Here is a 23044-nt window from a genome sequence, read left to right as displayed (position 1 = left end):
ATGTCGATACAGTTAATTACATATTAAAGATAGTAATAATCAGAGATATATACAACGTTTCTAACCGAAAAGAGGCAAAATGCCGTGCAACGGTCTCTAGGGGGCAAATACGAGGTTTACTACTTTTGTCCCAAGTGGGAGAGCAGTTGCCCACCAACATTCTGAAATATGTGCGAAAATATAAATCTTAATCCTTCGAGATATTTATCGGACTGCGATAGATACAGGGGTAAGGTAGACTAATGAAACCAATTAGGTATCTTTGAGCTATAGAGATACAAACTACCAACGTAAATGAAACTATACGAAAATCTAACTGAGCTTAGAGATCTCCTCAAAAGTGAGTCTGTGAGCTCTGTAGCTTTCCAAGGCCTCGATTTGACGACGATCGAGCGAGAGATGCTTGCTATAGACTGGCAAGATTGTCTATTCCTTGGGTGCAAGATGTCGCCGAGCTTGATGCTTCATCTGTATGAGCATAACCATATTTTCCCCTCGCTCGATGTCCCTTACAAGACCTATCCGCAGAGTCTATACACTGGTCTCTCGCTCTATGAGGGGTATGATCGATATAACCCTGACTCATACGCCGCCTGCTACGACAAAGCGGTCTACGACTACTATATTGCCTCAACCAAGCGCCAGTCGCTACTAGACTCCCTCTCACAGACCCTGCACGACCACTCCATATCGGAGAACCTCTCCAAGCTACTAGCCTCCTACCCGCCGCATCAAGTCGTAGCCATCATGGGTGGGCATGGGCTGAGTAGAACCTCTCCGATGTTTCGCCAGATTGCCCAGCTATCTAGTCTGCTCACCGAGCGAGGATACCTGATGCTATCGGGTGGTGGCCCCGGTGCTATGGAGGCTACCCACCTAGGGGCATGGATGGCAGGCCGTAGCCCGGAGGCACTAGACGAGGCGTTGGCGATACTCTCGGTGGCTCCAAAGTATGATGATGAGCACTGGCTCAAGACAGCCTTTGAGGTCATGGAGCGTTTCCCTAGGCTCGGGTACGATAGCCTAGGCATACCCACTTGGCACTATGGGCATGAGTTGGCAACTCCCTTCGCAACTCAGATAGCCAAATACTTTGCCAATAGCATCAGAGAGGAGGGCTTGCTGGCAGTAGCCAGAGGAGGTGTTATTTATTCGCCGGGGAGTGCTGGCACGATGCAGGAGATATTCCAAGACCTCGCACAGAATCACTACATCAGCTACGGTATAGCTAGTCCAATGATTTTCTTAGACAAAGCCTATTGGACGGAGAACAAGCCTATCTATCCTCTCATCGAGGAGCTCTCAACCTCTGGTAAACTCAATCATATAATCCTCTCCATAACAGATGACAATGAAGAGGTTATTGCCGAGCTGGAGCGTTTTGCTCAGAGCTGCGTCGTGTAGCTTGTAGGGAACGGAACAGGGGGGTAGTTACCTCCCCTTGAGGAATACTTCGGGGAGAGGAGTGTGTGTCTTAAAGTGTTGATATATAGATGATAATAGTTCGGTAAGTGAGGGTTATTGATGTCGTCTATATGGTTTGACCAGGTGTTCCATTTTTTTGTATATTTGCTCAACAAGTTACATCTCCCTACACTGGGAGTTCACTTAGGTACAGAAACAATGCAAATAAAGAAGTTGATCACCTCCTCGCTTGTAGGCTTAGGTCTGGCGAGTACTCTGTCGTTACCCTCGTGTACCGACAGGGCTTCCTCTAGAGTGAGCAATGAGTTGCTACAGCTAGATACTATCGTCAGCCAAGAGGTTTTTCTTGCAGGGGCCGATAGTCTGGGACCAAGTATGCGATTCTCGCTTCAATATGTTTATCCACTGGGAGATACTCTATTGGCCAATGCTTTGGCTCGTCAGATTTTTTCTAGTGATTTAGTGGCTGGGCTTACCTCTCCTCGAGAACTTGTTAAGGTATATCGTGATCAGGTGCGAGAGGACTTTATGATAGAGGCACAGCCAGTCGATTCGCTGCAAGAGGTAGATAGCGAACGTATTCCGTGGGAGTTTAGACAGAGCAATGAGTTCGTCTATCAAGACAAGTACCTAGTGTCCGTGACGATGTCGCAGTACACCTATGCTGGAGGAGCCCATGGGTACTATGGTACGGCTCATATTTGCTTGGATCGAGCCACGGGTAGATCTTTGAGCGAAACAGACTTGTTTGTCGAGGGGTACGAAGATGCCCTTGACCAAATCATTCGGCAGAGGCTGATGCATCAGTACAATGTTTCCTCGGACGAAGAGTTGGAGCAGGAGGGATTCTTCTCAGTGAGCGACATATCGGCCAATGGCAACTTCTACCTCACAGATGCGGAGATGATCTACTGCTACAATACATACGAGATAGCTCCCTATTCTATGGGGCAGATTATCGTGCAGATCCCATACGATTTGCTTAGCTCTATCCTACGCTCTGGGAGTATTTTGGAGGCGTACGTATAAGACTTAGATATGGTTTATGACAATTATTGACAGATATTTCCCCAACCTAACCGATGAGCAGCAAGATCGGTATGCTCGACTTGACGAGCTCTACCGCCATTGGAATGCTCAGATTAATGTGATTTCGCGTAAGGATATTGACCAGCTCTACCCACATCATGTCTTGCATTCGCTTGGCATCGTACAGATGATACGCTTCAAGCCCGGCACTCGGGTACTTGACTTTGGCTGTGGTGGTGGCTTCCCCGGTATCCCTTTGGCTATTATGTTCCCCGAGGTAGAGTTTTTACTAGTGGATAGCATTGGCAAAAAAATCAAGGTCGCGACAGCCGTAGCCGAAGCCCTTGGACTCGAGAATGTCCGCACCTTGCATGGCCGAGGTGAGCAAATCAAGGAGCAGTTCGACTTCGTAGTCAGTAGGGCAGTGATGCGCCTCGATGAACTAGAGCCGATGGTCCGCCGTCTTGTACATCATGAGCAGCGCAATGGTATGCCCAATGGGCTGATTTGCCTCAAGGGTGGTGAGCTACAGAGCGAGATACGCAAATACAAAAACATCGTCGAGGTACATGATCTGTATCCGACCTTCGACGAAGAATACTTCAAGACGAAGAAGGTAGTCTATCTACCTCTATAATCAACCTATGACGAGAATTAAAGTCTTTACATTCAATACCGTTCAGGAGAATACATATCTCCTATACGATGCGACAGGAGAGGCTGCAATCGTAGACTGTGGCTGTATGGATGCTCGAGAGGAGAGCATCCTGGCTCAGTACTGCCAGACCCATGGCCTCACCCCCAAGCTACTACTCAATACGCACCTGCACTTTGACCACGCTTGGGGCAACGCTTGGGCTATGAAGCAGTGGCCAGAGATGAGGGCCTACTGCCACCCTCGAGAGCTTACCGACCAGCCACGCCCTAGCGAGCAGGCTAGACTCTTTGGGCTAAACATCAAGTACGAAGATTTACCTGCCGACCTATATAGCCCCATCTCACATGGAGATAGACTTACCTTTGGGCATACCACCCTACAAGTACTCGATGTGCCGGGGCACTCGCCCGGCCACGTTGTGTTTTACTGTGCAGAGGCAGGCTTCGTGATTGCAGGCGACACGCTTTTCTACGAGGACATTGGTCGTACGGATCTTTGGGGCGGTAGCTACAACAATTTGATCAACAGCATTCGTGCCAATATGCTTACTCTACCAGCCGAGACCATTGTCTACACTGGACATGGAGATGGTACTTCGATTGGACACGAAGCCAATTATAACCCCTACTTCAAATAATCCTTAAAAAAACAATGAACACAAACGACTTCTCTCTCAGACATGTTGGGATTAGTGAGCTCGAAGCCACACAGATGCTCCAGAAGATCGGCGTTAAGTCCATCGACGAGCTGATTTCTGGCACGTTGCCTGCCAACATTCGCCTCCCACATGCTCTCGATCTCCCAGAGGCTATGACCGAGCGTGAGTTTGCCGAGCATATCGCAGACCTCGCCTCCAAGAATGAGGTCTTTACCTCCTACATCGGTCGTGGCTGGTACGACTGCGTAACGCCCCCCGTGGTACTACGCAACGTACTTGAGAATCCCGTCTGGTACACCTCCTACACACCTTATCAGGCCGAGATCTCTCAGGGGCGTCTTGAGGCGCTATTCAACTTCCAGAGCGTCATCACGGACTTGACTGGGCTGCCACTAAGCAACTGCTCACTACTCGATGAGGCTACTGCAGGGGCTGAGGCTGCATTGCTCCTCTACAATGAGCGCAGTAAACCCAAGGCCAAAGCTAAAGCCAATGTGCTTTTTGTGGACGAGCAGGTGTTTGAGTCTACACGCAACGTGATTTTCACACGTGCTATTCCTCAGGGCTTGGAGGTCGTCGTAGGGGACTACCGTACGTTTGAGTTCACAGAGGCTGTCTTTGGGGCGATTGTACAGTTCCCCAACGCCGAGGGAGAGGTCTGTGACTATGCCGACTTCGTAGCACGAGCTACCGCAGCTGATGCCAAGGTAGCAGTAGCGGCAGATCTGCTCAGCCTTGTCCTACTGACGCCTCCGGGAGAGTGGGGGGCAGATGTTGTCTTCGGCTCGGCTCAGCGCTTTGGTGTACCTATGTATTTCGGTGGCCCATCGGCAGGATATATCGCTTGTCGCATGGAGTACAAGCGTACTTTGCCCGGCCGTATCATCGGTATGAGTAAAGATCGCATAGGTAAGGACGCCTACCGCTTGGCTCTGCAGACCAGAGAGCAGCACATCAAGAGAGAGAAGGCGACAAGTAATATCTGTACAGCTCAGGCTCTGCTTGCCACGATGAGTAGTTTCTATGCTGTTTACCATGGGCCAGAGGGGCTCAAGCATATTGCTCGTCGTGTGCATTCATTCGCAGGCTACATCGCAGCTCGCCTAAAGGATCTTGGCTATGTGGTACGCCATAGCAACTACTTCGATACGCTCTTCGTAGAGCTACCAGAGGGCGTTAGTGTCGAGAAGGTGCGTAGCATCGCCGAGGAGTGTCGGGTTAATTTCTATTACCCTCATACAGGGGGCGTGATGTTCAGCCTAGACGAAACGACCCTCCCATCAGATCTGGGCGTGCTATGCTACATCTTCGGCGAGGCTATTGGCAAGGAGAGCAACTACGATGGCGAGTACTCCGAGCATAGCATTGCCGTAGACCGTAAGTTCTTGCGCTCGTCACAGTTCCTTACTTACGAGGTGTTCAATAAGTATCATACAGAAACAGAGATGATGCGCTACATCAAGCGTCTAGAGCGTAAGGATATTTCGCTCATTCACTCGATGATCTCTCTCGGCTCATGTACCATGAAGCTCAATGCCGCTAGCGAAGTGCTTCCGCTGAGCAACCCTGCTTTCTGCAATGTACACCCATACGCTCCAGCCGATCAGGTTGAGGGAACGATGGAGATGCTCGAGAATCTCAAGGAACTTCTAGGGATAATCACAGGTTTGCCAGCCGTATCTCTACAGCCGAACTCTGGTGCAGCAGGGGAATACGCAGGTCTACGTGCTATCCGTTCGTACCACGAAGCTAATGGTCAGGGACACCGTAACAAGGTGCTACTACCAGCCTCGGCACACGGCACTAACCCTGCCAGTGCATCGCAATGTGGATACGAGTGTGTTGTAGTCGCATCGGACGAACGTGGTAATGTGGACTGGGAGGACTTTATGAAGAAGAGCGAGGAGCATCGTGACCATCTGGCGGCTATGATGATTACTTACCCAAGTACCCACGGTATCTTCGAAACAAATATCATTGACCTATGTAAGCGTATTCACGACTGTGGTGCTATGGTGTATATGGACGGAGCTAATATGAATGCTCAGGTTGGTTTGACTAACCCCGGTTTCATTGGTGCCGATGTGTGCCACCTCAATTTGCACAAGACCTTTGCCATCCCTCACGGAGGTGGTGGTCCCGGTAGTGGTCCTATCTGTGCTACACGAGCTCTAGAGCCTTATCTACCTACGCACAGTCAGTGGCAGGAGATTGGAGTGCATGACAATGTCGTGGCTGCCTCTCCCTATGGTAGTGCTGGTGTCGATGTAGTGAGCTATGCATACATTCGCCTACTTGGCACATCAGGCCTAGAGAAAGCTACTCGTACGGCTATCCTTAGTGCGAACTATATGGCTGCTTGCCTCAAGGATACCTATGGTATCGTCTATACGGGGGCTACGGGTCGTGTAGGTCATGAGCTGATTTTGGATTGCCGTAAGCTACGTGAAACTACAGGTGTAGATGAGAGCGATATCGCCAAACGCTTGATGGATTATGGCTATCATGCACCTACCTTGTCTTTCCCCGTGCATGGTACTCTGATGATTGAGCCTACCGAGAGTGAGAGCAAGCAGGAAATCGACCGATTCTTAGAGGTAATGCTCAAGATCTGGGAGGAGATCCAAGAAGTGAAGGAAGGCAAAGTTGACGCAGAGGACAATGTGCTCAAGAATGCTCCACACCCAGAATACGAGGTCGTAGCGGACGAATGGACGCATAGCTATAGTCGTAGTAAGGCAGCCTATCCGCTGCCATACCTGAAGGATAATAAGTTCTGGATCAATGTAGCTCGTATCGATAATGGCTTTGGGGATAGAAATCTAATCCCAGCTTTCTGTTGTTGCATTGCTCCATCGGCCGAATAGCCTTGGACTAGACAAAACGAGAGGCTACCGCTCTGTATTCCAGCAGCGGTAGCCTCTCGCTTTATTTCGATTTTCGAAGATTAGAGTCTTACTTGAGATACTTACGGATTACTTCAGCCCAATGCTTATAGCCGGGTTGTAGCAAGTGTAGCCCGTCGTTGGTGAACTCTTCCCTCAGCTTCCCCGCACCATCTGCCATGCGGGTGTATAGATCAATATATATGTACTGATAGCGCTCGGCATTATTCTCTAGTACCTTGTTGATTAGTGGTATGAGCGAAGCCTTCTGCATCAATGTGGCAAACTTGGTAAAGCGATCATTCACGGGCAGTATGCTCTGCACATAGATCTGAGTTTTGGGAGAGTGCTCTCGGACATACTGCAGTATGGAGAAAATATTTTGGCAGATAATATCTGCACCAACTCCTTTGGCTATATCATTGACACCAATGAGTATGAATAGCTTCTTGGGTTGGTGCCGTACGACCTCATCAATTCTATCTAGTACGCCAGCAGAGGTGTCGCCACTGATGCCACGATTGAGAATATCTTTTCTCGAGAGTAGCTCTCCCCACTCAGCACCATCTGTGATGCTATCACCAAGGAAGAGAATACATTTGTTCTTCACAGGTAAGGAGCGGAAGTGGCTCACTCGTTGCTCGTAGTAGTGCGAGTGCTTAGTTTGGACCCTCTGTGCGGCTAGTACATTACCTCCCAGTAGAGCTAGGGCTAAGCAGTAGCAAAGTAATTTCTTCATCTTTAGCTTGTTTTAAGTTAGGACGAAGGTACATAAATTCTAGGTGCAATAGAGCGTAACCGAGATAAATATGTCCTTGGACACGGCCAAATCGTCTTATATACCAAGAGCCTCTCCTGTGTATTCGCCTTCATAGTTCTTTTATAATGTGATGATAAACTTAGGAGTAGTGAAGCAACCCCTAGGAGATAGTGCTTACAGATGCCCGATGATATGTACATTTGTGCCATGAAACAAATAAATAACTTGGAGTACGCACCCACGGAGCCAACCGAGGTCGTGGACGTCGTGGTAATAGGTGCAGGGCTTACGGGGCTATGTATGGCTCACTGGGCTAGAATAAGAGGGTTAAGTGTGCGAGTTCTGGAGAGTACTGGACGTATCGGAGGTCAGATACAGACGTACCGCCAAAATGGCTTCATCTATGAGAGCGGCCCCAATACTGGGATTATTTCCAACTGGCAGACGGCAGAGCTGTTTTCTTCCTTGGGAGATGAAACCCTATTGCAGACGGCCAAACAGAGTGCTAAGCGTCGTCTAATTCTCAGGCAAGGGAGGTTCGTCCCTCTCCCATCTGGCCTAAAATCTGCTATAACGACACCTCTTTTCGCATGGAGGGATAAGCTCAATATCCTAGCAGAGCCCTTCCGCCCAAGAGGGACAGACCCAGATGAGTCAATAGCATCTCTAGTTGAGCGTCGTTTGGGACGGTCTTATCTAACTTACGCTGTCGATCCGTTCGTCGGAGGTATCTATGCAGGCGACCCAACTAAGCTGACGACCCGATTTGCTCTTCCTAAGTTGTATGCACTAGAACAGGAGTATGGCAGTTTCATTCGTGGAGCATTTGCTAAGATGCGTATACCGAAGTCTGAGCTTGATAGGAGTGTGACCAAAGAAGTCTTCTCGGCTCGTGGAGGTTTGTCCAACTTGGTTGGAGCGCTCTCTAGAAGTATCGGTCCAGATCGTATTTCGTTGTCCTCCAAAATTAGAGAGGTCTTGCCAAGAGATACCTCTGGACTATGGTATATACACTACGATACGGCCGACGCATCGGTTGTCGTGCGTAGCCGATGTGTGATCTCTACCGTAGGGACCTATGCTTTAGAGGAACTATTCCCATTCTTGACTAAAAAATCCTTGCAACCTCTCGATGCGATGCGCTATGCGCCTATTGTACAAGTATCGGTAGGGTATAGGTCTTTTGAGGGAACAGACTTTGAGGCCTTTGGAGGGTTGATACCATCTGTCGAGGATAAAGATCTTTTAGGTGTCTTACATCCGTCCGCTTGTTTCACAGGGAGAGCTCCCGAGGGTGGTGCATTGCTCTCTGTTTTTTTAGGAGGTATGCGCTCGCCTAACCTTATTGATCGCTCCGATGAGGAGATTGAGGCTCTCATCAAAGGACGACTAGAGCAGATACTTGGTATTAAGGTAGAGCCAGACCTTCTGCATATCTTTCGGCATAGAAGGGCAATACCCCAATATGAGGCCTCTACGGGGGAGCGATTGGCCATGATTCGCCAAATAGAAGAGCAGTATCCGGGACTAATCCTTGGGGGCAATATGAGAGATGGTATCGGTATGGCTGACCGCATTACCCAAGCCTACAATATTATCTATAAGGAATTGGGTGCCCTCATCTCTAGAGTTTAGATCTATCTACACTATGAGCTAAACTTATATCATCTCATATATGAAAGGGCGGTGCATCGAAATAAATCAATGCACCGCCTTTGCTACTTATATCCTAGGACTTTACTAGATCCTAGCAGCCTTCTAGTCAAGTGTCTTTTTGATTTCGATCTCTTCGTAGGCTTCGATGATGTCGCCGACCATGATGTCGTTGTAGCCATCGATGTTTAGACCACAGTCCTGACCCATTACTACTTCCTTGGCATCGTCTTTGAAGCGCTTGAGCGAACCTAGAGCACCAGAGTACTTCACGATACCATCGCGGATAAGGCGGATCTTGTTGGAGCGCTTGATCTTACCCTCAAGTACCATACACCCTGCGATCGTACCAACCTTGGTAATCTTGAAGGTCTGCTGTACCTCGAGGTTAGCCACCACGTTCTCCTTGATCTCTGGTGATAGCATACCCTCCATAGCACTCTTGATATCCTCAATCGTGTCGTAGATGATCGAGTAGGTGCGGATCTCTACGCCCTCGGCTTCAGCCTTACGCTTAGCTGCCTGCATAGGACGAACTTGGAAGCCGATGATGATGGCTGAAGAAGCCGATGCTAGTACCACATCGCTTTCGGAGATTGCTCCTACACCCTTATGGATAACGTTCACTTGAATTTCCTCGGTAGATAGGCGAATGAGCGAGTCGCTAAGGGCCTCGATAGAGCCGTCCACGTCACCCTTGATGATGACGTTGAGTTCTTGGAAGTTGCCCAAAGCACGACGACGTGCAAGCTCGTCGAGGGTAAGCCCTTTCTTCGTACGGTTGTCTTGCTCTCGTTTGAGCTGTTCACGCTTGCTGGCAATGCTACGGGCCTCCTGCTCGGTTTCCATGACGTTGAATGTTTCTCCAGCCGTAGGCGCTCCGTCTAGACCTAGCACCAGTACAGGCTCACTTGGTCCAGCCGAATTAACACGCTGATTACGTTCGTTGAACATCGCCTTAACCTTACCAAAGTATGTCCCCGAGAGCACCACATCACCCGTAGAGAGTGTTCCATTCTGTACCATTACTGTAGCCACATAGCCACGACCCTTGTCGAGAGATGACTCGATAATCGAGCCAACAGCACGGCGTTTCGGATTGGCTCGTAGCTCTAGTAGTTCGGCCTCGAGCAGCACTTTTTCTAGTAGCTCCTCGATGTTGAGCCCTTGCTTGGCCGAGATCTCTTGGCACTGATACTTACCGCCCCATTCCTCTACAAGGTAGTTCATCGCAGCGAGCTGCTCACGAATACGGTCTGGGTTGGCACTTGGTTTGTCGATCTTGTTGATCGCAAAAACGATGGGTACACCAGCAGCTGCAGCATGGTTGATAGCTTCCTTGGTCTGAGGCATCACATCGTCGTCGGCCGCTACGATGATGATCGCAATGTCTGTAATCTTCGCACCACGTGCACGCATTGCCGTGAATGCTTCGTGCCCCGGAGTATCTAAGAATGTAATACGTTTGCCACTGGAGAGCTTGAGGCTGTATGCCCCGATATGCTGTGTGATACCACCAGCTTCACCTTCGATGACATTGGTGTTGCGTAGGCGGTCTAGTAGAGAGGTCTTACCATGGTCTACGTGTCCCATTACGGTCACGATAGGCGGACGACTCACTAGATCTTCTTCTCTATCCACCTCCTCGTCTTGGCTAATAGACTCGACCACATCGGCACTTACGAACTCGGTAGTGAAGCCAAACTCCTCGGCTACGATGTCGATAGTTTCTGCATCAAGACGCATATTGATCGATACCATAAGTCCAAGACTCATGCAAGTACCGATAACCTGAGTGACGGGGACGTCCATCATACTGGCTAGGTCGCTCACGGTCACAAACTCTGTGAGCTTGAGGGTGCGGCTCTCTTGTTCGTCACGCTCTCTTGCCTCCTCGGCTGCGTGGCGAACGGCGGTACGCTTCTCCTTTCTATACTTAGCTCCCTTGGTGGATTGCTTACCACTAGTTAGGCGAGCTAAAGTTTCCTTAACCTGCCTCTGTACGTCCTCGTCCGTTACTATAGGCTTAACGTCGGCCTTCTTTTGCTTCTTTGCCTTGCGTCCGACTTCTTGGTTCTGGGCGTTGGGGCGACCTTGGTTACCTGTATTGCCCATGCCACTGGACTTCTGGTTGCCTTGAGCAGAGCCAGAGCTTTTCTTCTTGCCTTGCCCGTTGGTGCTACCACTTACTTTGGCAGCCTCTGCCTTGACGTCTACGGCATTCTTATTGATCCTTTGGCGTTTCTTACGCTCTTCCTTAGCACGTTCGCTGCGAGATTTCTTGGCAGGACGCATAGAGTCGTTGATCGCCGAGAGATCGATTTTGTCCACGACCTTGAACTGGATATTTACCGAAGGCGTAGATGCACGATAAACATCGCTAGCCTCAGCTGTCGCCTCCTTAGGAGCCTCTACCTGTGGTACAGGCTCTGGCTTCTTAGGGGCTTCCACCTTTACAGCTTCTACTATGGGTTTAGGCTCGGGTTTGGGTTCTGGTTTAACCTCTGGCTTGGCTTCTAGTTGGGGCTTAACCTCCTCGGCCTTGGGCGCCGTGGTTACTTTAGGTTCTGCCGGTGTAGGTTCGCTCTTGGGTTTAGCCATCTCTTTAGGCTTAGCTTCTGCCGTAGCCTTCTTCGCGTCGTTGATATTGCCAACGATCTTGAACTGAGGCTTGAGGTCACTGGGTACTTTCGTTTCTACCTCTTGCTTCTTCTTCTCCTTGGCGGCAGTCGTCTTGTTCTCTGTGGCATCGGCCTTCTTGGGCTCTGCCATCAGCTCTTGGCGGATCTGCTCGATCTTGTCCTTGCTAAGGCCCTTGCCATATTCGCTAATCATTTGATTCACGATGTCTATCCCGACACGTGTATTTGGGTTGGGGCTCTCTACAAGTCCTTTCTTCTCTATGGAACTACTGATGGAGGCGACACCGACGCTCAACTTGCGAGCAAGGTCTATAAGTTTTATCTCTTTAGGCATATTCTCTTGTCTTCTAGGTTAGTATTACGCCTCTGGAGTTTCTTCCGATGCGCCTTCTTCTTCGTCCTCTGTATTGTTGAAATCTTCATCGCCGAACTCACTTCTTAGTACTTGTAGCACGTTGTCGATCGTAGCTTCTTCTAGGTCGATGCTTGCGATGAGCTCCTCTCTGCTCTTCTTCAAGACAGACTTGGCTGTGGTGTAGCCATAGGTCTTGAATAGATCGATTACCCAGCTGTCGATTTCGTCATCGAACTCATCTAGGTAGATATCCTCCTCACCAGTTTCACCGTCACGGAATACCTCGATCTTGTAGCCTGTCAGCAGAGATGCTAGCTTGAGGTTCGATGCATTCTTACCGATAGCCAATGGCACCTCTTCGGGACGCATGTAGACCTCTGCTTGGCGATCCTCAGGATCGTCGCTAAGCGTGATAGCGGATATCTTGGCAGGGCTGAGAGCACGCTGAATAAAGAGGAGTGTATTGGAGGTATAGGTCGTAACGTCGATATTCTCTCCACGTAGCTCACGCACGATACCTCTGATACGAGAACCATTCACGCCTACGCAAGCGCCCACTGGGTCGATGCGATCGTCGTAGCTCTCCACTGCGATCTTGGCACGCTCTCCCGGTACACGAGCCACTGCTCGCAGCGTGATTAGTCCGTCTGCGATCTCGGGGACGTTCAGCTCGAGCAGACGCTTGAGGAACTCTCCACTCACACGAGAGAGTATAACCTTGGGGTTGTTATTTTCATTTTCTACACGCTCGATCACGGCACGCACGGTTTCTCCTTTGCGGAAGAAATCTCCGGGGATCTGCTCGCTCTTGGGCAGGAGCAGCTCGTTGCCCTCGTCGTCCAATAGCAGAGCTTCGCGCTTCCATACTTGATAGACCTCGGCAGTGATGAGCTGACCGATGCGATCCTTGAACTTGTTGTAGAAGTTGTCTTTTTGTAGGTCTAGTATCTTGCTTGCTAGTGCTTGGCGCAGATTAATCACCGCACGGCGACCAAAGGCCGAGAAATCTACAGCCTCAGTTACCTCTTCTCCTACCTCACAGTGAGGGTCTACGAGTTGGGCATCTTTGAGAGCAATTTCTCGAGCAGCATCTATTACCTCTCCATTGTTCACGACACGGCGAGTGCGCCAAATCTCGAAGTCACCTCTCTCGGGGTTGATGATCACCGTGCAGTTCTCGTCTGTACCATAAATCTTAGATAGCACGTTGCGGAAGGAATCCTCCAGTACGTTGATCATCGTTTCCTTGTTGATGTTTTTGAGGTCTTTGAACTCAGCCAGCGAGTCGATCATGCTCACTGTTTCTTTCTTTTTTGCCATTGGGATCTTATATTTTTATTATTCTTTTCGTCTGTAAAATCTCTTCCATCGATATGCTGAGCTCTTGCTCTACATCTTGCTTACGCTTAGCTCCCTCGGGCTTGATGCGGCGTACAACTTGTAGACCGATAGCCTCGGCGGTAGCAGAGAGCAGTACACCCTTCTCCTTGACACCACCACGACACAGCACCTCGACTTCTTCGCCGATGGCAGCTTCGTACTGGCGTAGCACTTTGAATGGGGAGGTGAGTCCAGCCGAACCGACCTCAAGCTCGTAGTCCTCCACTTCTCTATCCAGATTGCTCTCTATGTGTTTGGTAATATGCACACACTCATCGATGCCAACTCCTTCGTCCGAGCCGAGCTCTACGACGATTCTATTCCCCGGATGGACAGCAATATCGACGAGGTACAACTCTGGGAGTTCGCTCTCTAGATACTGGCTGACGATTGTTTCTACTACTTGCTTGTCGATCATAAGACTAAACTATTATAAATCATCTTAATGAAAATGGAGGAAGCCTTGCGCCTCCTCCATTCCCAACTACACGCAAAGGTAGTAATAATTATCTCTGCGACCAAAACCAATGAAAGCTACACCCAAATTTGAGCCTAATCTCTCGCCTTCAAGATACGCCAGATGTAAGGTGCTCGGAGAGGCCTAGGACGAAGCTCCAAGTCCTGACCAGTTAGGCAAACCAACCGCCAAGACGCACAGCTTCGCCTTGTGTTTAGCTCTAGTCTTTATATAGGAACATCTGGCATTTGACGCAGTCGAAACTCAGACGCAGTCGCTGCCCTCTCTGGCAGAGGTAGAGTGGCTCAGAGTAGGGTAGAGGCTTACCTTGCTCTCGTGTGCAATAGCCTAGATAGTGTCTGATGCAGTGTTTGGTACACATCAACTCTGCTCCTGAGACAGGCGCCAGCTCGTATGCTGCTTGTTGCTGTTCATAGCCTAGCTCTTGGTAGTGCTCTCTAGCCAGCCGATTGGATATATTGGCTTTGTAGTCGGCCAAGAGCCGAGGTCGTGGTGGTAGAGTGCTGCGATCTAGATGTTTCATCGCCAGTGTACGTGCACTACGATCTGGGCGTCGGTACAGCGTCACAGCTCGTAGTAGAGCTTGGGTCGTCATACGCCTTAGTTCACCGAGTATAGATAGAGGCACGAAAGGCGCCTGCCCTGAGAAGTCTACTATGCTCTCCTCGGCGACAAAGATGCTATCTCCAAGTTTGCTTATCTCGCTACGCAGACGCTCTTGGTCAAACTTCTTGGCAGGCTCAAGTTCTAGAGCCGTGCTTCTACTCACTCTAAGTCGAGGCATATCGATTAGCCACATCTCCAGTAAAAGCCCCCACGAGAGTTGGGATAATCTGATGCCCACAGGTAAGCGCCTTGAAGCAGAGGGGCTACTCAGTTGGCGCTCGAAGGCCTGATCTTGATTTCGGAAGACACGACTGCCTCGTGGAATGTCGATCGGTCGAGCTGGCTGAAATGCCCCGGATCCGAGAGCACGATTAACATTGACCCCGCCGACTTCCCCATGAGGGGTGATGTAGAGTAGGCCATCTCCGTTGCTCAGATCCGTAGTGTCGGAGAGCTGATAGACACCCTTGCTACTGCGGGTGAGGGTACCCAAGTACTCGCCTTGGCTCTTGGGTGAATATGGGTTGATGATGGTGTCGTTGTGCCTCTGAGGTGTGGCTAGGTGTAGCTGATACTGCGTAAAGCCTCTATTGAAGCTCTTGTATGGGTTGGGCGTAAACTCATAGGTGTGCCGCCCGAGCGATGCCCGTCGGTATAGCTCGGGGTGCTGAGCGATAATACTATCGAGTCTCTGGCGGTAGTGGGCTGTGATGTTTTTGACGTAGCTGATCCCCTTGAGTCGCCCCTCTATCTTGAGCGACGATGCCCCTGCTGCCAATAGCTCCTCTAGTATCTCCGCTCTATTGAGGTCCATGGGCGAGAGTAGATGCTCTTGGCTACGTATGACTTGCCCTTGGCTATCTACGAGATCGTAGGGTAGGCGACACTGCTGCGAGCACGCCCCTCTATTAGCCGAGCGTTTGGTTTCCTCCTCCGACAGATAGCATCGCCCACTGTAGCTCACGCATAGGGCCCCGTGTACGAATACCTCTAGTGGGCGGCTAACGGCTGCGTAGATACGTCTTACTTGCTCTACATTGAGCTCACGGGCCAGTACGATTTGTTCAAACCCAAGCCCCTCTAGATGTAGTGCGTCTTCTACCTCTGTTGTGTCGCACTGGGTGCTGGCATGCAGTGGTATAGGGGGGAGATTCATTTTGGTTACGCCCATATCTTGCACGATGAGGGCATCTGCTCCAGCACGCCAAATATCCCAAATAAGGGACTCTACCTCGCTTAGCTCATGGTCATATAAGATCGTATTGAGTGCTACATAGATCCGCACGCCATAGAGATGAGCCTCTTGGGTCAGGCGACGAAGATCCTCGAGTGGCACCCCTGCGGCCGATCGAGCACCAAATTTTGGGGCACCAATGTAGACAGCATCGGCGCCATGCTGGATAGCGGCCCGGGCTGTCTCGAGGTCTTTGGCTGGAGCAAGGAGCTCGATCGGGCGAGGAGATTTGATAGGCATCGTGGCTACTGGGCCTTATAGCTTCTCTCCATAGGCAAGGTCGCCAGCATCGCCTAGTCCGGGTACGATGTAGGCCATCTCATTGAGCTTGGGATCTATGGCTGCTACCCATAGATGTACGTTAGCCTCTGGGAATTTGCTCTGCAAATAGTCTACGGCCTCTTGACTTGCGATGATCGATACGAGGTGGATTTCCGTTGGAGTACCCTTGGTTAGAAGTGCACGGAAGGCTAGCTCCATCGAGCTACCTGTGGCTAGCATAGGATCTACAAGGATGAGTGTCTTGCCCTCTAGGCTAGGGGAAGCGATATACTCGATGAAGATATCGAAGTTGAGGCGATCTTTGTGTTTGCGGTATGCCGATACGAAAGCATTTTCGGCTCGATCGAAGTAGCTGAGGAAGCCTTGATGGAAGGAGAGGCCGGCACGCAGAATAGTCCCTAGTACTATCTGATCCTCAATGAACGCACACTCAGCTACCCCTAGGGGTGTGCGAACGGGACGAAGACTATAGTTGAGTTTTTTGCTGATTTCGTATGCCATGATCTCGCCAACTCTCTCGATGTTGCGGCGGAAGCGTAGAGGGTCGTGCTGTATCTCCACATCTCTCATCTCTGCAACAAAGCGGCTAAGAAGAGAATGCTCTTCAATAAGGTGTCTTACTTGCATAATAATAGTATGTATATCTCTACAAAGGTAAGCAAACTCTTACAGAGCTTGTCGCTCGAGACAATCAATGCAGGGCGAATATGTACTATTGCTTGCCTATGATACAAGTTTGTTTCTTTACATTCTGTTACAGTATTCGGTTAGTTTTGAGTGTTCTTGTCAATTGACAGCTCGGATCCCCAAAACGTGTATTTACCCTCTGGCAGGCCCTAGGTTGCTCTGAAGCTCTCTAGGGCACTTACCCCCTAAATCTGTGAATATAACCGCTTAAAACGGATCTTTTGTATGATGATGATATATAGTGCTTTATTTTAGTTTTTGGGGAGTGTTCTATGTGCTACTGGCACACTTTTGAGTATTTCTTCCCATTAATCTCTGAGAATTGATGGACATATTGCAGCGGATTGGTCCTACAATCCGAAAAAATGTTCCCATCAATCTCTCGAGGGCTTTAAATGATCTTTTCCAACTCCCCTCTTACTTATTCAAATTTGATATTAATCTGTTTACACTCCTTAACTAAAAAGGTGACAAATGAGAGGACAATACCTAGAGAGGATAGTAGGGGTGGGAGCTCTAGAACAGATCCATAAGGCGTCTATTCCTTGACTCGTCATAGATTTGAGTGATAGTTATTGTTGCGACCTCTACTGTTATTGTTGTGATTGATACTTTTTGTTATATTTGCGCTTAGCGAATGCAAAAGAACAAATAGGCACATACACCAGAGTTAATCTAGCGGTTTACGCTTGTCCCACTGTCCTCCGAGGAGCCGATAACTCTAGAGATAAGTCTATGTTGCTCCAATCTCGGTAGAAGACCTCGGTGCTTATCCTTACTCTTCCCTCTCGCATCACACGGCGGGAGGCTGCGCAGGTCAAATGGCGTAGATAAATGATCCTTTATGAGCTCCGAGTGGGCACAATCTCGCTTAGACTTGAGCTTATCTAGTTTCTACCCTACATGATTTTTTAATTTTTTAGCATGAAAAAGTATCTTCTTACCACATTGGTAGCGACGCTTCTGGCGCCTACACTCCACGGCGAGGGAGATACGCCTTTTGTAGACAAATTGAAGCTATACAGCCACAGAGGTGGAGAGCCAGTGAATGTAGCTTTGCATGAGATTAGGCGTATTTCGTTTGAGGATGGTAATATGACGATTCTTTTACACAACGAGAAGTCCGTCAGCAATCCCCTAACATCTGTCGCCAAGATTGTTTTTGAAACGAAAAACAATGTCGGCATTGAGTCTATACTAGATCAAAAGGATTTGCGTATAGCTAGCTCCGACCAAGGGGTGGCTATCTTGGGGCTTCCGGAGGAACAAGGTTTCCCCTTGTTAGTATTCGGTCTAGATGGTGGACTTGTACATCAGACCTCTTATTATCGCAATGGAGAGTGGATCTCTACGGCAGGCTTGGCCTCTGGAGTTTATCTGATCCGTATCAATAATCGTACACTTAAATTCAAGAAATTATGAAGAAGCTAACTCTATTCCTATCCGTCCTACTATTTGGCTTTGGCTGCTTGACTATGCTCCATGCACAGGACAATAAGAAGCATAAGATGACCCTACACTTCAAGCCTATTGCAGAGGGGTATAGGCCTGTGACACAAGGTTACTTTGTCGATAAGATCGACTCCATCACATTCAGCAATAGGGTGTACGATATGGGCTTCAAGATCACTTTCGACTATAAGGAAAGGGATAAAGGGGATATCAGTGTTCTCCCCCAAAAGGATGTCCAGAGCTGGAAAATGAAGGTAATCGAGGAGTGGAAGGTCAAGAATGCGCCAGACGAAATGCTGATCATGCGTCTAAAGGAAGATGTACAAGAGCCGAGCCGCTTTGGCGCTTTCACTGGCAACTTGCAGGGGCTGACACGCAAAACGACTTATACGGTCTATGCTTATGGAGAAGATGAGCAGTCTACGGTTGGGCCACTAACACGTTATACGTTTAGTATTCCAGATTTCCCTTTGGTTGGTTCTCCCAGTATAGAGGCGGAGTTTACAGACGTGACTCATAGTAGCTTCAAAGTAACACTCAAACCCAACAAAGATGTCAAGGGATACTATTTCCTTGGTGGTGAAAAGGAAAGTATGAAAGAGGCTTATAAGCAAACTCCTTTTGGCGAGTTCCCCAATCTAGAAGAGTATATCAAGGCCTTTGGTACAGACTTTAGAACAAGGAAGCCACATACAGGGAATGTATCTCTCAGCTACAACCAGCTAATCCCCAATACACTGCATGGGGTCTATGTGGTACTATTGGATGAGGCGGGACAGCCCTCCGATTTGCATGTCTTTGACGTTATGACCCTAAAGAAAGGTACGAGCAAGCCCTCTAAGCCAAAAATCACAATCCTAGAGGTAACCCACGATAAGATCAAAGCACAAGCAGACCCAGACGAGAATACCAGTGTCTTCCGCTTTATGCTGGTTGAGAAGGCTAAGTACGACGAGGATCCTGCCGGGTTTGTTCAGTTCCTCAAGGACCAGCCCAACTCTATCAACTTCCCAATCTCTACTACGACCGATGTAGGTGAGTGGCGTGACCTCCTAGCTAACACGGAGTATTATCTAGTGGCCATAGGTAAAAATGGCGATGACAAATGGGGTGAGCCTGTGCTAGCTCCGGTCAAGACGTTGCCAGAGCCAGCAGGCGGGAGTGTAAAACCCAAGGCTGATGTCGTGCCTCTACGCTCGACTACGGCAGGGCAGATACGCCTCAACTCTAACTAGAGATTTGAGATACGTCACAAGTATCCTAGGGGCTGTGGATAAATTTGAATTTGTCCGCAGCCCCTTTTAGGTACGTCAAAGTGTGTAAAATGTAAGATGCTAAGAGAGGTATCAAATGTCGCAAGTAGTTTTGGGAGGGTGCGTATTTACCATTAATATACAGCGCAATGCCTTGCCTTGGTGCTCTATGGTGTATCGCCATTGCTATGCGTGCTAACGGCTAAGTTAGCTATATTTGTTCCTTGTAATAAGATGATCAAAGCTTACTAGAGCATCCGAAAGGCTGGATATATAGGCCTATGCTTCCTCGCTCTGCGTAGGCAGTACTATAAACAAATACGTAGCAAAACTTAGACTGATGAAAAAGATATTTTTACTCCTATCGCTCCTACCACTACTGCTATCTACTGGCTGTACGAGTGGAGAGGGGAGTGGCCAGCATAGTCGTGTAGAGGGGGGGATAGATACTCTGGACTTTGCACATATCGTACACTTTGACCATGCTAGAGGCTTGAGTGTAACCAATGAGGAGGGCTACAAAGAGGTTGTTGTCTTCGCTCCAGACTCGCCCGACACACTAGCCGTCTATATTCTCTATCCTAGAGGGCACCTCCCAGAGCTTAATACAGTTCCCGCTCAAGCACGCTTTATCCCCGTGCCTGCACGCACCCTCGGCTGTATTTCCACTACCGAGATCGGAGCATTGCCGCTCTTGGGGTTACGTGATAGGCTAGTGGCTTGTGGCGATGTGCGCAACATTAGCGATAGTATCTTGAGGCAATATGTAAGCGAAGGGAAAATAGTAGATATAGGCCTCGGCATGAGCCGCAATGTGGAGCAGATCCTATCGGTTAGACCTGAGATACTGATACAGACCTTCACCGATGCCTCGGCCAAAGATGAGGATCTCATAGCCTCTGGTGTCGAGATTGTCCTCTTCAATGGGTGGAAGGAGCAGACCCTATTGGCCAGAGCGGAGTGGCTCAAGATGCTGGGCATGCTTTTTGGGCGAAACAGACAAGCCGAGCAGACGTTCCACGTTATTGAGCAGGAGTATCGTCAAGCTCAAGCATTGCTAGGCGGAGATCGTCAATCTATCCCTATTCTCTACGGTCAGGACTACAAGGGACAGTGGTATGTGCCGGGCGAATACTCGTATGTCACCGCAATGCTCCATGATGCAGGGCTTAGATACGACTACGTGCCCAATCAAGTTGCCAGCCAACCCATGAGCTTTGAGTATGTTTTTAGCCGGCACAGACATAGTAAGATTTGGTTAAGCTCTGTGGCAGGAGGGGTCAAAACCCTTGAGGACTTCATTGGTGCCAACGAGCGCTATGCTCATTTTGACGCTACCCAGACGGGCTCGGTTTGGGTAGACAATAAACGAATCAATGAGTATGGAGGTAATGATATATGGGAGAGTGGTCCCTATCAGCCACACCTCATACTCAAGGATTTAATCAAGATCGCACACCCCGATCTACTACCCGAGTATGAAACCACCTACTGGCAGGAGTTGAAGAGATGAAGGCACGTACTACACTTCTGTTCATACTTATAGCCGTTTGCATCTGCTTAGCTTTCGTCCTCGACATTGTATGGGGGGCGACCTCAATCCCCATTGGCGATGTGCTCAAGGCACTCTCTGGGAGTACTGATACGACCTACAACTATATAGTGCAGAATTTCCGTTTGCCCAAAGCGCTAGCAACACTCTTCGTTGGGGCAGGAGTCGCTATATCTGGGTTACAGATGCAGAGCCTATTTCGCAATCCTCTAGCCGACACCTCAATCCTCGGGATTAATAGTGGTGCTGGAGTTGGTGTAGCGGTCTACACTATGGCTTATACCCTTTTCCCGAGCTTGATAATCTCTTCAGCCGTAGCAAGTAGCTGGGGAATCATCGTAGCGGCTTGTCTAGGCTCGGTAGGGGTGTTGCTCGTTATTTCCCTCGTAGCTAGTCGTCTTGGTGATATGATCTCGATCCTCATCGTCGGCGTTATGATTGGGTTCTTGGCTAGCTCTGTGATTTCGGTATTACAGTTTTTTAGTAGCGAAGCGACACTCAAGACCTATCTGCTCTGGTCCTTCGGGAGTGTATCTGGTGTGACATGGCGGCAGCTTAGTCTAATGCTCCCTATTGTTGGGCTTGGGCTCGGGCTCTCTATGCTGATGCCCAAGCAGATGAATGCCCTTAATCTCGGCGAGCATTACGCTCGCTCGGTCGGCACTAACGTCACGCTCGCCCGTGTCGCTCTTGTAGGTATCACAAGTTTGGTCACTGGGTGCATCACTGCTTTTGTAGGGCCGATTGCATTTCTTGGCATTGCCGTACCGCACTTCGTCCGTACGATATTTCGCACGGCAGATCATCATATCCTTATTCCTGCGACTATGCTCTCGGGGGCGCTGCTACTGCTTATTTGCGATATCTTTACGCAGGTTCCCGGGTATCAATTCGTCCTCCCAATCAATGCGCTGACATCTCTATTGGGGGCACCTGTTGTGATTTGGGTTATTATGAGAGGGAGAAAGAATAATCAGGTATTTCGTTAGACTATGAAGGGCGAGAATATTCGAGTGCAAGGGCTCTCTACGGGCTATAGTAGCGGTCGATCGGCTCAGCGAGTGATCTCACGAAACCTTAATCTGTCTATCAGTCAAGGGGAGATGGTGATGCTTATGGGGCCAAACGGGAGCGGGAAATCCACTCTGATGCACACTATGGCCGGCCTGCTCCCATCCTTCTCTGGTGATATCCTCATCTCAGGGCAGAGTATTAGTCAGATGAAAATGAAGGACAGGGCTAGGCAGCTTAGCCTAGTGCTTACTGAGCGGATTTTAGTCGATAATATGACCGTATGGGACGTCGTCGTCATTGGTCGGCATCCACATACTGGCTACCTAGGTCACCTATCAGTACAAGACAGACTATGTATAGAAGAGGCTATTGGAGTGTGCAACCTAGAGGGGATGGAGGATAGGCCTTTTGGCTGGCTCAGTGACGGAGAGAAGCAGCGTGTACTTATAGCCCGAGCCTTAGCTCAGGAAACGCCACTCATATTGCTCGACGAACCCACCGCGCATCTAGATCTACCCTCTAGGCTAGAGGTCGTCTTGATGCTACGCAACCTTGCTCGGCTTATGGGGAAGAGTATTCTTATCTCCACGCATGAGCTTGATCTAGCTCTCGGGTGGGCAGACACCATTTGGCTCATGGATCGGTCGGGCCAGATATCCTCGGCTAGCCCCGAGGACCTAGTGCTACAAGGAGAGATAGAACGTGTCTTCGGCAGCGATAAGCTAAGCTACGACTCCGAGCGAGCCGAGTTCTCCGTGCAGCTAGAGCAAGCACGCCATATTGTCGTACAGGGCCAAGGCCTTCGATATCTTTGGACACTCAAAGCACTTAAGCGTGTTGGTTTCCTGCCCGTACAGGTAGATTGTATCACTACGCCTAGAGTGCTCGTCAAGGAAGATCTTTGGCTCCTACATACAGAGGACGCCTCGAGCCAGTATCATAGTATTACCGCTCTGCTGGAAGCACTAGGCGACTGCTCACAGAAGAGCCTATCGCCAAAGGAGGATCCGCAACAAAAATTGTGGAGTCAATAATATTTTA

17 protein-coding genes are annotated in these 23044 nt (G+C 49.4%); 11 read left to right on the top strand and 6 right to left on the bottom strand.

Annotated features, from left to right (window positions below; translation table 11 throughout):
- Window positions 1-294 precede the first annotated feature (294 nt).
- The 5 genes from HQ48_RS01465 to gcvP all read left to right on the top strand — a co-directional run bounded on the left by HQ48_RS01465 (window position 295) and on the right by gcvP (window position 6637).
- Window positions 295-1404 carry an LOG family protein gene (locus HQ48_RS01465; protein ID WP_044189264.1) on the top strand — a complete coding sequence of 370 codons (1110 nt, stop codon included), beginning with the start codon at window positions 295-297 and terminating at the stop codon, window positions 1402-1404.
- Window positions 1405-1623: 219 nt separating this feature from the next.
- On the top strand, window positions 1624-2454 hold the full coding sequence (locus HQ48_RS01460; protein ID WP_160225879.1) for a DUF3298 and DUF4163 domain-containing protein: 831 nt from the start codon (window positions 1624-1626) through the stop codon (window positions 2452-2454).
- Between the two features lie 16 nt (window positions 2455-2470).
- Window positions 2471-3091 (top strand): 16S rRNA (guanine(527)-N(7))-methyltransferase RsmG, encoded by a 621-nt coding sequence (rsmG, locus tag HQ48_RS01455; RefSeq protein ID WP_044189258.1) that lies wholly within the window; start codon window positions 2471-2473, stop codon window positions 3089-3091.
- A 7-nt stretch (window positions 3092-3098) separates the two neighbouring features.
- Window positions 3099-3749 (top strand): MBL fold metallo-hydrolase, encoded by a 651-nt coding sequence (locus tag HQ48_RS01450; protein WP_044189256.1) that lies wholly within the window; start codon window positions 3099-3101, stop codon window positions 3747-3749.
- A 14-nt stretch (window positions 3750-3763) separates the two neighbouring features.
- The gene (gene gcvP, locus HQ48_RS01445) at window positions 3764-6637 is read left to right on the top strand and encodes an aminomethyl-transferring glycine dehydrogenase (protein ID WP_044231353.1); all 2874 of its coding nucleotides are present in this window, start codon (window positions 3764-3766) and stop codon (window positions 6635-6637) included.
- 88 nt (window positions 6638-6725) lie between these two features.
- Here the strand turns inward: gcvP and HQ48_RS01440 are convergent, their stop codons facing one another.
- Window positions 6726-7394, bottom strand: a complete 669-nt coding sequence (locus HQ48_RS01440) for a GDSL-type esterase/lipase family protein (protein ID WP_044231352.1) — start codon at window positions 7392-7394, stop codon at window positions 6726-6728.
- A 228-nt stretch (window positions 7395-7622) separates the two neighbouring features.
- On the opposite strand from HQ48_RS01440, the gene hemG reads away from it, so the two are divergent.
- A complete protein-coding gene (hemG, locus tag HQ48_RS01435) occupies window positions 7623-9050 on the top strand; it encodes a protoporphyrinogen oxidase (RefSeq protein ID WP_044231355.1) in 1428 nt (475 codons plus the stop codon).
- A 123-nt stretch (window positions 9051-9173) separates the two neighbouring features.
- Here the strand turns inward: hemG and infB are convergent, their stop codons facing one another.
- The 5 genes from infB to upp form a co-directional block, all read right to left on the bottom strand.
- Window positions 9174-11903 (bottom strand): translation initiation factor IF-2, encoded by a 2730-nt coding sequence (infB, locus tag HQ48_RS01430; RefSeq protein WP_369794292.1) that lies wholly within the window; start codon window positions 11901-11903, stop codon window positions 9174-9176.
- A gap of 165 nt (window positions 11904-12068) precedes the next feature.
- On the bottom strand, window positions 12069-13385 hold the full coding sequence (gene nusA, locus HQ48_RS01425; RefSeq protein WP_044231350.1) for a transcription termination factor NusA: 1317 nt from the start codon (window positions 13383-13385) through the stop codon (window positions 12069-12071).
- Window positions 13386-13392: 7 nt separating this feature from the next.
- Window positions 13393-13863: a ribosome assembly cofactor RimP gene (gene rimP, locus HQ48_RS01420; protein ID WP_044231349.1), complete on the bottom strand. Its 471-nt coding sequence runs from the start codon at window positions 13861-13863 to the stop codon at window positions 13393-13395.
- A 259-nt stretch (window positions 13864-14122) separates the two neighbouring features.
- A complete protein-coding gene (locus HQ48_RS01415) occupies window positions 14123-16003 on the bottom strand; it encodes a U32 family peptidase (protein WP_044231348.1) in 1881 nt (626 codons plus the stop codon).
- Window positions 16004-16018: 15 nt separating this feature from the next.
- Complete coding sequence (upp, locus tag HQ48_RS01410) at window positions 16019-16672, bottom strand: uracil phosphoribosyltransferase (protein ID WP_044189242.1); 654 nt, start codon at window positions 16670-16672, stop codon at window positions 16019-16021.
- A 984-nt stretch (window positions 16673-17656) separates the two neighbouring features.
- On the opposite strand from upp, the gene HQ48_RS01405 reads away from it, so the two are divergent.
- The 5 genes from HQ48_RS01405 to HQ48_RS01385 all read left to right on the top strand — a co-directional run bounded on the left by HQ48_RS01405 (window position 17657) and on the right by HQ48_RS01385 (window position 23037).
- Complete coding sequence (locus HQ48_RS01405) at window positions 17657-18154, top strand: hypothetical protein (protein ID WP_044231347.1); 498 nt, start codon at window positions 17657-17659, stop codon at window positions 18152-18154.
- The gene (locus HQ48_RS01400) at window positions 18151-19419 is read left to right on the top strand and encodes a hypothetical protein (protein ID WP_044231346.1); all 1269 of its coding nucleotides are present in this window, start codon (window positions 18151-18153) and stop codon (window positions 19417-19419) included. Before HQ48_RS01405 ends, HQ48_RS01400 begins: the two co-directional genes overlap by 4 nt.
- A 358-nt stretch (window positions 19420-19777) precedes the next feature.
- Entirely contained in the window at window positions 19778-20950 is a 1173-nt protein-coding gene (locus HQ48_RS01395) for an ABC transporter substrate-binding protein (RefSeq protein WP_044231345.1), read from the top strand.
- Window positions 20947-21978, top strand: a complete 1032-nt coding sequence (locus tag HQ48_RS01390; RefSeq protein ID WP_044231343.1) for an iron ABC transporter permease — start codon at window positions 20947-20949, stop codon at window positions 21976-21978. The genes HQ48_RS01395 and HQ48_RS01390 overlap by 4 nt, the downstream gene beginning before the upstream one ends.
- Window positions 21979-21981: 3 nt before the next feature.
- Window positions 21982-23037: an ABC transporter ATP-binding protein gene (locus HQ48_RS01385; protein WP_044231342.1), complete on the top strand. Its 1056-nt coding sequence runs from the start codon at window positions 21982-21984 to the stop codon at window positions 23035-23037.
- Window positions 23038-23044: the final 7 nt, after the last annotated feature.

The sequence above is a fragment of the Porphyromonas sp. COT-290 OH3588 genome, assembly GCF_000769075.1.
GTDB lineage: Bacteria > Bacteroidota > Bacteroidia > Bacteroidales > Porphyromonadaceae > Porphyromonas.
The sequence above is the reverse complement of the archived record's forward strand: the minus strand, read 5'-3'. Positions and strand labels throughout refer to the sequence as shown.